The sequence below is a fragment of the Streptomyces sp. ISL-10 genome, from assembly GCF_018614575.1.
Taxonomy (GTDB): Bacteria; Actinomycetota; Actinomycetes; order Streptomycetales; family Streptomycetaceae; genus Streptomyces.
Genome location: NZ_JAGGOJ010000011.1, coordinates 496794 through 512946, shown reverse-complemented (window position 1 = coordinate 512946; position 16153 = coordinate 496794). Strand labels below are relative to the sequence as shown.

At 70.7% G+C, this 16153-nt stretch carries 12 protein-coding genes; 6 read left to right on the top strand and 6 right to left on the bottom strand.

What is annotated here, in order from left to right:
- The first annotated feature begins 25 nt into the window (after positions 1 to 25).
- From J7E88_RS14955 to J7E88_RS14945, 3 genes are all read left to right on the top strand, one after another.
- Positions 26 to 841 carry a DsbA family protein gene (locus J7E88_RS14955; protein WP_215181043.1) on the top strand — a complete coding sequence of 272 codons (816 nt, stop codon included), beginning with the start codon at positions 26 to 28 and terminating at the stop codon, positions 839 to 841.
- Positions 842 to 942: 101 nt separating this feature from the next.
- The gene (locus J7E88_RS14950; RefSeq protein ID WP_215181041.1) at positions 943 to 2589 is read left to right on the top strand and encodes an alkaline phosphatase; all 1647 of its coding nucleotides are present in this window, start codon (positions 943 to 945) and stop codon (positions 2587 to 2589) included.
- 296 nt (positions 2590 to 2885) lie between these two features.
- Positions 2886 to 3893 carry a zinc metalloprotease gene (locus J7E88_RS14945; protein ID WP_251022578.1) on the top strand — a complete coding sequence of 336 codons (1008 nt, stop codon included), beginning with the start codon at positions 2886 to 2888 and terminating at the stop codon, positions 3891 to 3893.
- A 183-nt stretch (positions 3894 to 4076) separates the two neighbouring features.
- Here the strand turns inward: J7E88_RS14945 and J7E88_RS14940 are convergent, their stop codons facing one another.
- Entirely contained in the window at positions 4077 to 4646 is a 570-nt protein-coding gene (locus tag J7E88_RS14940; RefSeq protein ID WP_215181038.1) for a dienelactone hydrolase family protein, read from the bottom strand.
- 73 nt (positions 4647 to 4719) lie between these two features.
- Here J7E88_RS14940 and J7E88_RS14935 point away from each other — a divergent pair, with 73 nt between their 5' ends.
- Together J7E88_RS14935 and J7E88_RS14930 are read left to right on the top strand one after the other, a co-directional pair.
- Positions 4720 to 5850 (top strand): mechanosensitive ion channel family protein, encoded by a 1131-nt coding sequence (locus tag J7E88_RS14935; protein WP_215181036.1) that lies wholly within the window; start codon positions 4720 to 4722, stop codon positions 5848 to 5850.
- 58 nt (positions 5851 to 5908) lie between these two features.
- Positions 5909 to 6427, top strand: coding sequence for a cyclopropane-fatty-acyl-phospholipid synthase family protein (locus J7E88_RS14930; protein ID WP_215181034.1), 519 nt, complete (start codon positions 5909 to 5911; stop codon positions 6425 to 6427).
- 253 nt (positions 6428 to 6680) lie between these two features.
- On the opposite strand, the gene J7E88_RS14925 is transcribed toward J7E88_RS14930, so the two are convergent.
- The 5 genes from J7E88_RS14925 to J7E88_RS14905 all read right to left on the bottom strand — a co-directional run bounded on the left by J7E88_RS14925 (position 6681) and on the right by J7E88_RS14905 (position 11863).
- Positions 6681 to 8267, bottom strand: a complete 1587-nt coding sequence (locus tag J7E88_RS14925; protein ID WP_215181032.1) for a Na+/H+ antiporter — start codon at positions 8265 to 8267, stop codon at positions 6681 to 6683.
- Between the two features lie 122 nt (positions 8268 to 8389).
- Entirely contained in the window at positions 8390 to 8869 is a 480-nt protein-coding gene (locus J7E88_RS14920; protein ID WP_215181030.1) for a GNAT family N-acetyltransferase, read from the bottom strand.
- The gene (locus J7E88_RS14915; RefSeq protein ID WP_215181028.1) at positions 8866 to 9807 is read right to left on the bottom strand and encodes an RluA family pseudouridine synthase; all 942 of its coding nucleotides are present in this window, start codon (positions 9805 to 9807) and stop codon (positions 8866 to 8868) included. The genes J7E88_RS14920 and J7E88_RS14915 overlap by 4 nt, the downstream gene beginning before the upstream one ends.
- A gap of 17 nt (positions 9808 to 9824) precedes the next feature.
- Entirely contained in the window at positions 9825 to 10385 is a 561-nt protein-coding gene (gene lspA, locus J7E88_RS14910) for a signal peptidase II (protein ID WP_215181026.1), read from the bottom strand.
- 59 nt (positions 10386 to 10444) lie between these two features.
- Positions 10445 to 11863, bottom strand: coding sequence for a TraR/DksA family transcriptional regulator (locus tag J7E88_RS14905; protein ID WP_215181024.1), 1419 nt, complete (start codon positions 11861 to 11863; stop codon positions 10445 to 10447).
- A 557-nt stretch (positions 11864 to 12420) separates the two neighbouring features.
- On the opposite strand from J7E88_RS14905, the gene ileS reads away from it, so the two are divergent.
- Positions 12421 to 15564, top strand: a complete 3144-nt coding sequence (gene ileS, locus J7E88_RS14900) for an isoleucine--tRNA ligase (protein WP_215181022.1) — start codon at positions 12421 to 12423, stop codon at positions 15562 to 15564.
- Positions 15565 to 16153: the final 589 nt, after the last annotated feature.

The following is a 16153-nucleotide window of genomic DNA, read 5'->3' as shown; positions in this document are numbered from 1 at the left end:
CGTTGTCCCCATGGAGTGAATGATCATGAGCAAGCGCAACAGCCAGGCCAACAAGGCAGCGGCCCGTGAGCGGCTGCGTCTGGAACGCGAGCGCCAGGCCAAGAAGGACAAGCTGCGCCGTCAGCTGATCGTCGCCGGTACCGGCGTCCTGGTCCTGGCGATCGCCGGTGGTGTCGGCTTCGGCATCATGCAGGCCAACAAGCCGTCCCACTGGGAGTCGGTGGCCGACGAGAGCAGCGTCACCGCCCCGAAGAACACCGAGGGCGAGAACGGCACGACCGTCGTCATCGGCAAGACGGACGCGAAGAAGACGCTGGAGCTGTACGAGGACTCCCGCTGCCCGGTCTGCGGGGTGTTCGAGCAGGCCGTGGGCGAGACGGTCGACAAGGACGTCGAGGCCGGGAAGTACAAGATCAAGTACATCGGCGCCACGTTCATCGACAACGCCGACAACGGCGAGGGCTCCAAGAACGCGCTGAGCGCGCTGGGTGCGGCGCTGAACGTGAGCCCCGACGCCTTCATGGCGTACAAGTCGGCGCTCTACTCGGAGAAGTTCCACCCCGAGGAGAGCGACGACAAGTTCGCCGAGGACGCGTATCTGCTCGAGGTCGCCGACTCGGTGCCCGCCCTGAAGAACAACAGCGAGTTCAAGAAGAACGTCGAGGACGGGACCTTCGACGCCTGGGCGATGAAGATGTCGAAGATGTTCGACGACAGCGGGGTGGGCGGTACGCCGACGCTGAAGATGGACGGCAAGAAGATCACGGCCGAGGGCAGCGACAACGCGCCCATGACGGTGGAGCAGTTCACCACGGCGATCGACAAGGCCCTCAAGGGCTGAGCGCACCCGCGGCCGGCCGCGGCTGACCGTCTCCGAACGGGCGGGCGAACTTTCCTGGTTCGCCCGCCCGTTCGGCTTACCGATCAGTAGTCTGATCGGCCGTGACCAGTCGATTCCGCACAACTCCCAGTCGCCGCACGGTCGTCAAGGCCGCTGCCGCCACCGCTGTCGCCGCCCCCCTTCTCGCGGCCCAGACCGTCCCCGCCACCGCGGCGGACCAGAGCCCCTCCTTCGACCACGGCGTCGCGTCGGGCGACCCACTGCCCGACGGCGTCCTGCTGTGGACGCGCCTCACGCCGAGCGACGACGCCGTGCCGGGCTCCGGCAAAGGCGCGGACACGACCGTGGGCTGGGAGGTCGCGGAGGACAGGGACTTCGCCCGGGTCGTCGCCCGCGGCAGCGCCACCTCCCGGGCCGCCACCGACCACACCGTCAAGGCGGACGTCCGGGGTCTGCGCCCGGCGAGCACCTACTGGTACCGCTTCACGGCCGGTACGGCCGTCTCCCCGGTCGGCCGCGCCCGGACCGCTCCGGCCACCGACGCCGCCGCGACCGGTGTGCGTTTCGGCGTGGTCTCGTGCGCCAACTGGGAGGCCGGCTGGTTCTCCGCGTACCGCCATCTGGCCACCCGCACGGACCTCGACGCGGTCCTGCATCTCGGCGACTACATCTACGAGTACGCCACGGGCGGCTACCCGGCCGAGGAATACGCCGTACGGCGGCACGAGCCGGGACACGAGATCGCGAGTCTCGCCGACTACCGCCTGAGGCACGCCACCTACAAGACGGACGCCGACCTGCAGGCGCTGCACGCCGCGCATCCGGTGATCGCCATATGGGACGACCACGAGTTCGCCAACGACACCTGGTCGGGCGGCGCGGAGAACCACACGCCGGAGACCGAGGGCGACTGGACCGCGCGCGTGGCGGCGGCCAAGCAGGCGTACTTCGAGTGGATGCCGGTCCGCGCGTCCACCGAGGGCACCGTGTACCGCCGGCTGCGCTTCGGCAGGCTGGCCGATCTGCATCTGCTGGACCTGCGCTCGTTCCGGTCGCAGCAGTCCGGCATAGGCAACGGCGACGTCGACGACCCGGACCGCACGCTCACCGGCCGGGCCCAGCTGGACTGGCTGAAGGCGGGCCTCGCGTCGTCCGACGCCTCCTGGCAGCTGGTCGGCACCTCGGTGATGATCTCGCCGGTCGCCTTCGGCTCGCTGCCCGCGCATCTGCTGGGCCCGCTCGCCGAGCTGCTGGGGCTGCCGCAGGAGGGGCTGGCGGTCAACGTCGACCAGTGGGACGGCTACACGGACGACCGCAAGGAGTTGCTGACCCATCTGACGCAGCGCGGTATCCGCAACACGGTGTTCCTCACGGGCGACATCCACATGGCGTGGGCCAACGACGTGCCGGTCAGGGCCGCCACGTATCCGCTGTCGGCGTCCGCCGCGACCGAGTTCGTCGTGACGTCGGTGACCTCCGACAACCTGGACGACCTCCTCCATGTCGCTCCCGGGACCGTCTCGCTGGTCGCCCAGGCCGCGATCCGCGCCGCCAACCGCCATGTGAAGTGGGTGGACATGGACAACCACGGCTACGGCGTCCTGGATGTGACGGCCGAGCGGACGCAGATGGACTACTACACCGTCTCGGACCGGACGAACCCGGACGCAACGTCCGCGTGGTCGCGCTCGTACCGCACCGTGAGCGGAACGCAAAAGGTCGAGCGAGTGAATCAGCCGGTGCGCTAGCAGGAACAGAGGGGCGATTTTCAGCCACTCACCGAACGGTTAACGGAAGATCACATCGCTACGACGGGTGGCGTGTTCCGCACCATGAATGCGGACACACCACCCGTCGTCGTCACGTCCTGCGTTACGTGCAGATCTCACGTGCCGGACATGGCCAAAACTTTTCTCCCTGATGTCCGTAATCACCCCACGATTGATTGGGCTTGATCGATCCTCATCAAGATCTGACATGCACCCGTAATCTCCCCGCGGTGGCCAGGAACGGCCCCCTCTACAACCCCCCGCGAGGAGACGTCATGCGTGCTCTTGCCCGTATATCCCCCCGTCTGCGCCACCGCGCAGTCGGTACGGCGATCATGGCCGGAACCCTGGCCATCGCGCCGCTCTCCGCTCCCGGCAGCGTCGCCGCCCCCCAGTCCTCCCTCTCCGCGGCCTCGTCCGCCGAGGAGTGCGTGGAGGACACGCACGAGCACGAAAGCGCCACGGCCCGCGAGACGCGCCCCGGCGCCGGCCACGTCAACGAGCCCAACGAGATCACCGCGACCAAGGCGAAGGCCATGGACGCGGATCTGAAGAAGAGACTGGAGGCGGCGCGCACCAACGCCCGCGGCCTGTCCACCACCGCCGCGGTGAGCATCCCGGTCTACTTCCACGTCATCCACGACGGTGACAAGGGCAAGCTCACGAGCGCCCAGATCAGCAGCCAGATGGCGGTTCTCAACTCCGCCTTCGCCGGCCAGGGCACCGGAAACGTCGACTCCGGCTTCCAGTTCACACTGGCCGGCACCGACTACTCCAACAACCCGACCTGGTACAACCTGGCCTCCGGCTCCACCGCGGAGAAGCAGATGAAGTCCACCCTCCGCCAGGGCGGCGCCGGCGCGCTCAACTTCTACACCGCCAACCTCAGCGGCGGCCTGCTCGGCTGGGCGACCTTCCCCTCCTCGTACAACTCCAACCCGTCGATGGACGGTGTCGTCGTCCTCGACGCCTCGCTGCCCGGCGGCACGGCCACCAACTACGACGAGGGCGACACCGCCACCCACGAGGTCGGCCACTGGATGGGCCTCTACCACACCTTCCAGGGCGGCTGTAACGGCAACGGCGACTACGTGACGGACACCCCCGCCGAGAAGAGCCCCGCCTACCAGTGCCCGACCGGCCGTGACAGCTGCGCCAGCAAGACCGGGGCGGACCCGATCCACAACTTCATGGACTACACGTACGACGCGTGCATGTTCCAGTTCACCTCGGGCCAGGTACAGCGCATGAAGGACCACTGGACCGCGTACCGCGCGAGCTGACACATCGGATCCCCGGCGTCCCGAACACGCCGGGGACGTGAAGGAACGGCCGCTGCCGAGCTGCTCAAGCAGCTCGGCAGCGTGCGTATGTCCCGGTGTCCGGCCTGGTCCCGCCTGATCCGTCCTGTCCGGCCGGATCAGGCGGGACCAGGCGGGACCAGGCGGGACCAGGCAGACAAGGTCCTACAGCGTGTCGAGGAACGCGAGCGCGACCCGCCACGTCTGCTCGGCCGCGTCCTCGTCGTGGTCCGGCAGCTCGGGATCGGTGTAGAGGTGCCCGGCTCCCGCGTAGCGGTGGACCTCCACGTCCGCGCCGGCCCGCTGCATCCGCAGGTACCAGCTGTTCAGCCAGTCGTCCGGCTCGAAGGGGTCCGGGTCGGCGACATGCAACTGGACGGGAAGGCCGTCCACCGCCGTCCCCTCGGCGATGTCCGAGGTCCCGTGCAGGAGCAGCAGCCCGCGGGCCTTGTCGTCGGCGAGCGCGAGGTTCTGCGCGATCGCGCCGCCGAGGGAGAACCCGGCGTACACCAGACCCGCGTCGGAATACGGCGCCGCCGCGCCGATCGCACGGCGCAGCAGCTCTTCCTGGCCGATACGGTCCTTGATGTCCCGGCCCTCCTCCGTCGAATCGGCGGTTTGTCCGTCGAAGAGGTCGGGCACGCGAACCTCGTGCCCGGCGGCCCGCAGCCGGTCGGCCGCGGCGTGCACCGCGGGCCGCAGACCGAAGGCGGAGTGGAAAAGCATGATGTCCATCCGGCCATCCTGCCAGCCGCCTCCGCCGTGCGACGCGCCAGCGAAGGCACACGAGCCACGGAGTCAGGGAGACATGGAGAACGTACTGCGCCCGTTGACCGTCGTCGGTGGATCGGTGGTGGTGATGCTGCTCGTCGGCTGGGCCGTCGACCGGCTGCTGCGCCGAGTCGACGACCGCCACCCGGAGACCCCGCTGTGGGGCATGCTGCGCCGCTGCCGCCTGCCGTTGCAGGTCGTGCTGCTCTCAGCGCTGCTGCGGGCGTCGTACGGCGAGATACACCAGCCGCTCGTGCGGGACCGCGGCGCGGGCATCGGACACGTCCTGTCCCTGGTGCTGATCGGGGCGAGCGCCTGGCTGGTGACCCGTATCGTGTCGGCCGCGGTGGAGTCGACGTACGCCCGCTACGCCTCCTCGACGCGGGACCCGGCCCGCGTCCGCCGGGTGCGCACGCAGGTCACCCTGATCATGCGCATCGTCACCGCGGTCGTGGCCGTCGTCGCGGCCGCCGCGATGCTGCTCACCTTCCCCGGCATGGAGAAGGTCGGCACCTCGATGCTGGCGTCCGCGGGCATCCTCGGCATCGTCGCGGGTGTGGCCGCGCAGTCGACACTCGGCAATCTCTTCGCCGGCTTCCAGATCGCGTTCGGCGACATGGTGCGCATCGGCGACACCGTGGTGGTCGACGGCGAGTGGGGCGTGGTCGAGGAGGTGACGCTCACCTTCCTCGCCGTACGGACCTGGGACGAGCGGCGGATCACGATGCCCGTGTCGTACTTCACCAGCAAGCCGTTCGAGAACTGGTCCCGCGGCGGCGCGCAGATGACGGGCAGCGTCTTCTTCCACCTGGACCACTCGGCTCCGGTGGCGCTGATGCGGGAGAAGCTGCGGGAGATCCTCGAGGACTGCCCCGCCTGGGACCGCCGCGACTGGAGCCTCGCGGTGACGGACACCACACCGAGCACGATCCAGGTGCGGGCGGTGGTGACCGCGAAAGACGCCGACGACGTCTGGACGGCACGCTGCACGGTACGCGAGCGGATGGTGGCTTGGCTGTGCGAGAAGCATCCCTACGCGCTGCCGCGCATCGCGACGTCGGCCGCCTCGGTGCCGCCGTCGGGCCAGTGGCCCGCGTCCTCGTCCGCACCGGTGCCCAGCCCCCTCGCCGCGCCCGACGACAACGGCCCCCGCACCGGCCGCGGCTGATGCCCTGCCCCATGGCGCGGCGGCGACCAGCGGGGGCGGGACGTCCTACCCTGGACGCGTGACCTCCGTGCCGCAGCGCCTCGCCTGGGCCGTCGAACAGCTGGACGTACGGCCCGATGACCGGGTGCTGGAGATCGGCTGCGGCCCCGGTGTCGCGGTCGGTCTGGTCGCAGCGCGCCTGACCACCGGCACCGTGACCGCGATCGACCGCTCGGCGCACGCCGTCGACACTGCCCGCCGGCGCAACCACGCACACATCTCGGCGGGGCGGGCCGAGGTGCGCCGGCTGGACCTCACCGAACTGCCGCGCGGCGGCGACCGGTTCGACAAGATCTTCGCCGTGAACGTCAACGTCTTCTGGACGTCCGCCGCCGACCGCGAAGTGGCCCTGCTCCGCGGCCTGCTGGCCCCCGGCGGAACGCTGTCGCTGTTCTACGAGCCTCCGGCGCCCGCCATGGTGCGCGAGATGAAGGACATTCTGCTGCCCAAGCTCACCTGGCCCGGTGCCACCACGGTGGTCTCGACGGGCCTGACGGAACGTGCCGCGCTGCTCGGCGTGCAGGTCACCGTGGCGTGACCGGCGGCGGTTGACCGGGCTGCCCACCCTGATCCGACGCGGCGGCGCTTCACCACAGGCAGCGCAGGCGACGCGGCCCTGCCCGGCGGCGGCTCATCACTGGCCACGCAGGCGCCGCGGCCCGACCCGGCGGCTCACCACAGACTCGTAGTCGACGGGCCGACGGGGCGGCCGCTCGCCACAAGCAGCGCAGGCGCCGCGGCCCGACCCGGCCGCCGCTCACGACAGGCCTCGTGGTCGACGGCGCGGCGGCTCACCGCAGGCTGTGCACGTCCAAGTGACGCAGCACCCGGTCCACGATCTCGGGGTCCGCGCCCGGTTCGCTGCGCGCCGACAGCACCGCGTGGCGCGCAGCCGACATCATCTCCCGCTGGATGCGCCGCACCGTCGCCATCCGCTGGGCCCGCTTCGCGAACCAGTCCCGCCGCTCCTCGTCCACGATGTCCGGACTGATGCGGGCTCCCATGTCGAACGCGCCCCGCTGGAGCCGCTCGCTGACCTCCTCGGACAGCTCCTCCTCCGCCTCGATCTCCTTGAGCCGGGCCTTGGCGGCCTTCGCCGCCCGGATCGCGAGCATGCGCTCCAGCTCGCGCTCGGCGTCGGTGTCCGCGCGGACCCCGAGCCGCCGCACCAGCCACGGCAGCGTCATGCCCTGGCAGACCAGGGTCGCCACAATGACGGCGAACGCGATGAAGATGATCACCTCGCGTCCGGGGAAGCCCGCACCGTCGTCCGTCTCCAGCGGAATCGCGAGGGCCAGCGCGACCGACGCCACGCCCCGCATCCCCGCCCACCACAGGACGACGGTCTCCCGCCAGGTGGTGGGCACGTCCTCGTCGTAGTCGCGCAGGTGGTGCAGCCGTTTGGCGAGCCATGCGGCGGGCAGCAGCCACAGCAGCCGTACGCCCACGACGACCGCGACGACTGCTGCGCTCCAGCCGAGCAGCCGGCCGAGCCGGTCGTCGGCGGTGCCGAAGACATGGTGCAGTTCGAGGCCGATGAGCCCGAAGGCGACGCCGGTGACCAGGGTGTCGACGATCTGCCAGAACGTGTTCCCCGCGAGCCGCCCCATCACGTCGTCCGCGTCCGCGGTGTACTCGGCGAGGAACAGTGCGGTGGTGAGGACGGCGAGGACCCCCGAGCCCATAAGCTGCTCGGCCAGCACGTAGCTGGCGAACGGCACCATGAGCGTCAGACCGACCTGCAGGGTCGCGTCGCCGAGCACCCCCATCAGCCTGTTGGAGACCCAGCCGAGCGCGAGGCCCACCGCCACGGCGACGACCGCCGACAGCACCAGTTCCCCCGCGGCGGCCCCCCAGGAGAACTCGCCGCTCACGGCCGCCACGATCGCCACGTGGTAGAGCACGATGGCCGTCACGTCGTTGAACAGCCCTTCGCCCTCCATGATCGACACCAATCGCCGCGGCAGCCCCAGCGAACCGGCGACCGCGGTCGCCGCCACCGGATCGGGTGGTGCGACCAGCGCGCCGAGCGCGACCGCGGCGGCGATCGGCAGGCCGGGGACGACGGCGTGGGCGACCGCGCCGACCGCGGCGGTCGTGACGAACACGAGCGCGACGGCGAGCAGCAGGATGGGCCGGGCGTTGGCCGTGAACTGCCGCCAGGAGGTGCGCTGCACGGCCGCGTACAGCAACGGCGGCAGCAGCAGCGGCAGGATGAGTTCGGGCGGTACGTCGACGTTGGGCACGAAGGGCAGGAAGGCCAGTACGATCCCGGCGAGTGTCATCAGCACCGGCGCGGGCAGCCCCAGCCGCTGACCGAGCGGCACGGTCACGACGGCGCCGAACAACAGGGCGAACAGCAGCGCCAATTGGTCCACGAGCGTCCTCCGCCGGCCGGGAGCCTCAAGGGATCAAGGTCTCAACCCTGCCACGGGGACCGGCCGAACCGCGTAAACGCCTCCGCCGTCGCGTACACGCCCGCGCTGCGGCGCCGGTGCGCTCAGGGACGCAGGGCGCGCCGCATGGACCGGTGCGGGATGCCTGCGTCCAGGAACTCGGCCCCGTACGCCGCGTACCCGAGGCGCTCGTAGAAGCCCGTCGCATGGGTCTGCGCATGCAGGTCGACCGCCGCCAGACCCCGCTCGCGCGCCGCGTCCTCGATGGCGCGCACCAGGGCCACGCCCACCCCGAGTCCGCGCGCGTCCTTGGTCACCGCGAGCCGTCCGAGCGAGCCGATGGCGAGGTCGCCGCCGGTCCGGTGCACGGCGGCCGCGCCGTGCAGCAGCCGGCCCGTGCCCAGCGGCACACCGTCCGCGCGGACCGCGAGGACGTGCACGGTGTCCGTCTCCTCGGCGTCGTACGCGTCGTACTCGATGTCCTCCGGCACCCGCTGCTCGGCGACGAAGACCGCCTTGCGGACCGCGAAGCACGCCTCCCGGTCGTCGGGGCCGACCGCGACCCGCACGGTGTACGCGCTCATGCGCTCTCCGCTGCGATCTTGTCCAGGGCCTGCTGGAGGTCGTCGGGGTACTCGCTCGCGAACTCCACCCACTGCCCGTCCGCCGGGTGCTCGAATCCGAGCCGCACCGCGTGCAGCCACTGCCGGGTCAGCCCGAGCCTCTTGGCCATCGTGGGGTCGGCGCCGTACGTCAGGTCGCCCACGCAGGGATGGCGGTGGGCCGCCATGTGCACCCGGATCTGGTGCGTGCGGCCGGTCTCCAGCTTGATGTCCAGCAGCGACGCCGCGCGGAACGCCTCGATCAGGTCGTAGTGCGTCACCGACGGCTTGCCCTCGGCCGTGACCGCCCACTTGTAGTCGAGGCTGGGGTGCCGGCCGATGGGGGCGTCGATCGTGCCGCTCAGCGGATCCGGGTGGCCCTGAACGAGCGCGTGGTAGCGCTTGTCGACCGTACGCTCGCGGAACTGCTGCTTCAGCAGGGTGTACGCCCGCTCCGACTTGGCGACCACCATCAGCCCGGACGTACCGACGTCGAGCCGGTGCACGATGCCCTGGCGCTCGGCGGCTCCCGAGGTGGAGATGCGGTAGCCCGCCGCGGCGAGCCCGCCGATCACGGTGGTCCCGGTCCAGCCGGGGCTGGGGTGAGCCGCCACGCCGACCGGCTTCATGATCACGACGATGTCGTCGTCGTCGTGCACGATCTCCATGCCCTCGACGGGCTCGGCCACGATCTGCACCGGCGCGGGCGCCTGGGGCATCTCGACCTCGAGCCAGGCGCCGCCGCGCACCCGCTCGGACTTGCCGACGACCGAGCCGTCGACCTGCACCTTCCCGGCAGCGGCAAGCTCGGCCGCCTTCGTACGGGAGAACCCGAACATACGGGAGATGGCGGCGTCGACGCGCTCGCCCTCCAGGCCATCGGGTACGGGCAGGGTGCGGATCTCGGGAAGGGTACTCACCCGTCGAGTATGCCTTGTCAGTCCTTGTGGACGGTCCCGTCGGGATCCAGGCCCTTGAACGACAGCAGCACGATGAGCACTCCGCCGCAGACGATGGCGGAGTCCGCGAGGTTGAACACGGCGAAGTGCGCGGGCGCGATGAAGTCCACGACCGCGCCCTCGAAGACGCCGGGCGACCGGAAGATCCGGTCCGTGAGATTGCCGAGAGCACCGCCGAGCAGCAGGCCGAGCGCGATCGCCCAGGGCAGGCTGTACAGCTTGCGTGCCAGCCGGATGATCACGACGATCACGCTCGCCGCGATGAAGGTGAAGATGATGGTGAAGGCCTCGCCCATGCCGAAGGCGGCACCCGGATTGCGCACCGCCTCGAACTTCAGCAGATCACCGATGATCTCGATCGGCTCGTGGTGCTCCAGCTTCTCCACCACGATGATCTTGCTGACGAGGTCCAGCAGATAGGCCACGAGGGCCACCACGAAGAGCGCGACGACCCTGCGCCTGCCCTGAGGCCGCTCGGCAGGTGCCGCAGCCTCGTCGTCAACATCTGGCGTACCGATGATGCGCTCCGCCTCTGCCACGTGAGTCCCTCAACCTAGGTGCCTGACTGTGCACGAGGGTACGGCACCGGCGTATGCCCTCAGCCCCTCCGCTCCTGCTTCTGCTTGCACTCCACGCACAGGGTCGCGCGAGGGAACGCCTGCATCCGGGCCTTGCCGATCGGGTTGCCGCAGCTCTCGCAGAGACCGTAGGTCCCCGCGTCGAGTCGTAGCAGTGCCCGCTCGGTCTGTTCCAGCATCTCCCGGGCGTTCGCGGCCAGCGCCATCTCGTGCTCGCGTGTGATGTTCTTCGTGCCGGTGTCGGCCTCGTCGTCGCCGGCTCCGTCGCCGGAGTCCCGCATGAGGCCGACGAGCGCCGTCTCCGACGAGGTGATCTCCGCGGTGAGGCGGGCCGCCTCGCCCGCGAGCTCCGCCCTCGCCTCGGCGACCTCCTTTGTGGTCCAGGGGTCCTCGCCGGGCCGTACCGCCAGCTCACCGGGCGGGGTCGCGGCCACCGTACGTGCGGTGGGCACCGCCACCGCGCTCCCGGCTCCGCCCGACACCTTGCCCGCGGTCTTCTTCGCTGCCACCGTCCTGGCTCCTGTCTGCTGTGCGGCCCCGGCCGCGGATGCGGCTTTCCTCGTGGCCTTCCTGGCCGCCGACCTCTTGGCGGCGGCCTGCTCCCCCGGCGCGGCCGTGGTCGCGTCCGCCCTGACGACGGTGCCCTCACCGACCGCGCGGTCCTCGCTCCCCGCCCCCGCCCGGGCGGCGCGCATGCCCCGCCGGGCGGGGATCTGCTTCTCCCCCACCGCCTTCTTCGCTCCTCGCTCGGGCGTGGGGGCTCCCGGGGCGAGGGCTTCGGCGCGCGCGGCCTTCTTGGGCGGGAGCTCCTCGACGCCCGCCGCCACCCGGGACGCGGCAGCCGCGGTCCTGGCGTCTGCCTTCTTGACGGGCGCGGCCTTCTTCGCGGGCGCCTTCTTCGCGGGCGCGGCCTTCTTCCCGGCTGCCTCCTTCGAAGGCGCGGCCTTCTTCCCGGCTGCCTCCTTCGCACGCGCGGCCTTCTTCCCGGGCGCCTTCTTCGGAGCCGCCTTCTTCGCCGGCGCGACCGGCCGACCTGCCTCCGCCGCGTCCGCCCCCACCGCCTTCTTCGCCCCATGCGCGGCAGCGGTCTTCTTGGCAGGCGCGTCCTTCTTCCCAGGTGCCTTCTTCGCGGAGGCCTTCTTCGGGGCCGCCTTCTTCGCGGGCTCGCTCTTCTTCGCCGATGCGGCCGGCTGACGCGCCTCCGTCGCATCCGCCCCCACCGCCTTCTTCGCCCCACGCGCGGCAGCGCGAGCCCCGCCGACGGCCTTGCCGCCCACGGTCGTCCTCGCTGTGCGACCCGCCGCGGTGTCCGGGTGCTCGTCCGCCGGCGCCGCCCGTTCGGGGGGCTTCCTGCGGGGCGCGGCCCTGTAGCGCGCCGCCCTCGACACGGCGGCGGAACGATCTGACGCCGTCTTCTCGGCGGTCTTCTTCGCCACCATCACCGCGGCCCCTTCACATTTTGTGATCTTGCTCGCGAATCGTGCTGGGACGATAAATCGACACCAGCCCCGCGGCAACGGGGCACGCCGCCGGTTCGGCCCGTCCCGGGCTGCGAGGAGCCGGGCCTGCATCCGTTGTGCCCAGCTCGCCGCCCGGTAATCCGCCTGACGCACCACGCCCGGCCGCGGCGGCGGCCGTATGGCATTCGGGTCAACGGCACCAGGGCGTGGCGGCCCCGCGAAAAGCGGTCGGCCGCCCCTCACCGGGGCCCTTACACTGGGCGGAGCGAAAGGCGTGGATGGGGACGAGTAGCGGCGTACGCAGCCATGAGCGACCCGGGGACGGTGAGAGCCCGGGGGCGAGCGCGACGTGAAGCATCACCCCGGAGCCGCCGGAAGAAAGCCACGGACCTCCGTGGCCGGTAGAACCGGCGTCGCGACCCCAATGAGGGGGCGGTGACCTGTGCACCGCCAAGGAGGGTGGTACCGCGGAGGCCGCGCGAGCATCGGCTTTCGTCCCTCCGGACGGAACGACGAACAGTCCGCCGGAGGAGACGATGACACCGCCGCAGTACCGCCAGGTGCCCGCTCAGGTAGATCTGCCCGCGCTCGAGCACGCCGTGCTCGACTTCTGGCGCGAGAGCAAGATCTTCGCGAAGAGCCTGGACCAGTCCGAGGGCCGCCCCGAATGGGTGTTCTACGAGGGCCCGCCCACGGCCAACGGCATGCCCGGTGCCCACCACATCGAGGCTCGCGTCTTCAAGGACGTCTTCCCCCGCTTCCGCACCATGCGCGGCTACCACGTCGCCCGCAAGGCCGGCTGGGACTGCCACGGCCTGCCGGTCGAGCTCGCCGTCGAGAAGGAGCTCGGTTTCTCCGGCAAGAAGGACATCGAGGCGTACGGCATCGCGGAGTTCAACGCCAAGTGCCGCGAGTCGGTGACCCGCCACACGGACGCGTTCGCCGAGCTCACGACCCGTATGGGTTACTGGGTCGACCTAGACGACGCGTACCGCACGATGGACCCGGACTACGTCCAGTCGGTGTGGTGGTCGCTGAAGGAGATCTTCGGCAAGGGTCTGCTGGTCCAGGACCACCGCGTCGCGCCGTGGTGCCCGCGCTGCGGCACGGGACTGTCGGACCACGAGCTGGCGCAGGGCTACGAGACGGTCGTCGACCCCTCGGTCTTCGTGCGCTTCCCGCTGACCTCCGGCCCTCTCGCCGGCGAGGCCGCGCTGCTGGTCTGGACGACGACGCCGTGGACCCTGGTGTCCAACACGGCCGTCGCCGCGCATCCCTCCGTCCGTTACATCGTCGCGACGAACGGCGAGGAGAAGCTCGTCGTCGCCGAGCCGTTGCTTCAGAAGGCGCTCGGTGAGGGCTGGGAGGCCACCGGGCAGACGTTCACCGGCGCCGAGATGGAGCGCTGGACGTACGACCGTCCCTTCCAACTCGTCGAGTTCCCGGCGGAGGCGCACTACGTCGTCAACGCCGACTATGTGACGACCGAGGACGGTACGGGTCTGGTCCACCAGTCCCCCGCCTTCGGTGAGGACGACCTCAAGGTCTGCCGCGCCTATGGTCTGCCGGTCGTCAACCCCGTCCGTCCCGACGGGACCTTCCAGGAGGACGTCCCGCTGGTCGGCGGCGTCTTCTTCAAGAAGGCCGACGAGGCGCTCACTGCGGACCTCCAGGCCCGCGGGATGCTGTTCCGGCACATCCCCTACGAGCACAGCTACCCGCACTGCTGGCGCTGCCACACCGCGCTGCTCTACTACGCACAGCCGTCCTGGTACATCCGCACCACGGCCGTCAAGGACCGGCTGCTCGCGGAGAACGAGGCGACCAACTGGTTCCCGGACTCCGTCAAGCAGGGACGCTACGGGGACTGGCTCAACAACAACATCGACTGGGCGCTGTCCCGCAACCGGTACTGGGGCACCCCGCTGCCGATCTGGCGCTGCGAGGACAACCACCTCACCTGCGTCGGCTCGCTCGCGGAGCTGTCCGAGCTGACCGGCACCGACCAGTCGGGACTGGACCCGCACCGCCCGTTCATCGACGAGGTCACCTTCGCCTGCCCGCAGGACGGCTGCGGGCACACCGCGACGCGCGTGCCGGAGGTGATCGACGCCTGGTACGACTCGGGCTCGATGCCGTTCGCGCAGTGGGGCTACCCGTACAAGAACAAGGAGATCTTCGAGAAGCGCTACCCGGCGCAGTTCATCTCGGAGGCGATCGACCAGACGCGCGGGTGGTTCTACACGCTGATGGCCGTCGGGACGCTGGTCTTCGACAAGTCGTCGTACGAGAACGTGGTGTGCCTCGGCCACATCCTCGCCGAGGACGGCCGCAAGATGTCCAAGCATCTGGGCAACATCCTCCAGCCGATCCCGTTGATGGACCAGCACGGCGCCGACGCGGTGCGCTGGTTCATGGCGGCCGGCGGCTCGCCTTGGGCGGCGCGCCGGGTGGGCCACGGCACGATCCAGGAGGTCGTCCGCAAGACGCTGCTGACGTACTGGAACACGGTCGCCTTCCAAGCGCTGTACGCCCGTACGTCGAACTGGGCGCCGTCGGCGGCCGATCCGGCACCGGCCGAGCGTACGGTCCTGGACCGCTGGCTGCTGTCCGAGCTGCACGCGCTGGTGGACCAGGTCACCCAGGCCATGGAGGCGTACGACACCCAGCGCGCCGGCAAGCTGCTGTCCGCGTTCGTGGACGACCTGTCGAACTGGTACGTGCGCCGGTCGCGCCGCCGCTTCTGGCAGGGCGACAAGGCCGCGCTGCGCACGCTGCACGACGTGGTCGAGACCGTGACCCGGCTGATGGCGCCGCTGACCCCGTTCATCACCGAGCGGGTGTGGCAGGACATGATCGTCCCGGTGACACCGGACGCCCCCGAGTCGGTGCACCTGTCCTCGTGGCCGGCCGCCGACCTGGACGCGATCGACCCGACGCTGTCGTCCCAGATGGCGCTGGTGCGCCGGCTGGTCGAACTGGGCCGCGCGACGCGTGCGGAGTCGGGCGTGAAGACCCGCCAGCCGCTGTCCCGTGCCCTGGTGGCGGCGACCGGCTTCTCCTCGCTCTCCGACGAGCTCCAGGCCCAGATCACGGAGGAGCTGAACGTCTCCTCGCTCGCGTCGCTGTCGGAGGTCGGAGGCTCGCTGGTCGACACGACGGCGAAGGCGAACTTCCGCGCGCTGGGCAAGCGTTTCGGCAAGGGCGTCCAGGACGTGGCGAAGGCGGTGGCGGCGGCGGACGCGGCGGCGCTGTCCCTGGCGCTGCGCTCGGGCGAGGCCACGCTGGAGGTGGGCGGCGAGACGATCACGCTGTCCCCGGAGGAGGTCATCATCACGGAGACGCCGCGTGAGGGCTGGTCGGTGGCGTCCGACTCGGGCGCGACGGTCGCCCTGGACCTGGAGATCACTCCGGAGCTGCGGCGGGCGGGCCTGGCCCGTGACGCGATCCGCCTGATCCAGGAGGCGCGCAAGAACAGCGGCCTGGACGTCGCGGACCGGATCGCACTGCGGTGGGTCTCGACGGACGCGGAGGTGTCCTCGGCGCTGGCGGACCACGCGTCGCTGATCGCGGAGGAGGTGCTGGCGACGGACTTCGCGGAGGGTGAGGCGGACGAGTCGTACGGCTCGCCCTTCGAGGACGAGGGCCTGTCGCTGACGTTCCGCCTCCGCAAGGCGTAGCGCGGGGCGCGCGAAGCGCGCGCTGACGGCCCGGCCACGGTAGGTGGCCGGGCCGTCAGCCTTTCCCCTCCCCGCCCCCTTCCCGAAACCGGGGCAAGCCCCGGACCCCGTACCGCCTTCGCGCGGTGTTTCGGGGGCTCCGCCCCGCGCCCCGCGCCTCGATCTCCCCCTACGGCCTGGCGGCCGTGGGAGGTGCCCCCAGCGGGGCTGGATTTCGCTGCGTGATGTCAGCTCGTCCGGAAGCTCCCCGCCCACGGCCGCAAGGCCGTAGCGGAGTTTTGAGGACACCACCCGAAGCCCGCTACGAGGTCCGGGAGCGCAGCCCCCGAGCAACCCCGAAGCCCAGCACAAGGTCCGGCAGCACAGCCCCCGAACAACCACCGAAGCTGACTACGAGGTCCGGGAGCGCAGCCCCCGAACGACCCCGAAGCCCAGCACAAGGTCCGGCAGCACAGCCCCCGAACAACCACCGAAGCTGACTACGAGGTCCGGGAGCACAGCCCCCGAACGACCCCGAAGCCCAGCACAAGGTCCGGCAGCACAGCCCCCGAACAACCACCGAAGCCAGCACAAGGTCCGGCAGCACAAC

What these genes read in the sequence shown, in the direction of transcription:
- J7E88_RS14945 (WP_251022578.1), top strand. Translation starts at nt 2,886, where the DNA reads ATGCGTGCTCTTGCCCGTATATCCCCCCGTCTGCGCCACCGCGCAGTC.
- J7E88_RS14955 (WP_215181043.1), top strand. Translation starts at nt 26, where the DNA reads ATGAGCAAGCGCAACAGCCAGGCCAACAAGGCAGCGGCCCGTGAGCGG.
- J7E88_RS14905 (WP_215181024.1), bottom strand. Translation starts at nt 11,863, where the DNA reads ATGGTGGCGAAGAAGACCGCCGAGAAGACGGCGTCAGATCGTTCCGCC.
- J7E88_RS14920 (WP_215181030.1), bottom strand. Translation starts at nt 8,869, where the DNA reads ATGAGCGCGTACACCGTGCGGGTCGCGGTCGGCCCCGACGACCGGGAG.
- ileS (WP_215181022.1), top strand. Translation starts at nt 12,421, where the DNA reads ATGACACCGCCGCAGTACCGCCAGGTGCCCGCTCAGGTAGATCTGCCC.
- J7E88_RS14940 (WP_215181038.1), bottom strand. Translation starts at nt 4,646, where the DNA reads ATGGACATCATGCTTTTCCACTCCGCCTTCGGTCTGCGGCCCGCGGTG.
- J7E88_RS14935 (WP_215181036.1), top strand. Translation starts at nt 4,720, where the DNA reads ATGGAGAACGTACTGCGCCCGTTGACCGTCGTCGGTGGATCGGTGGTG.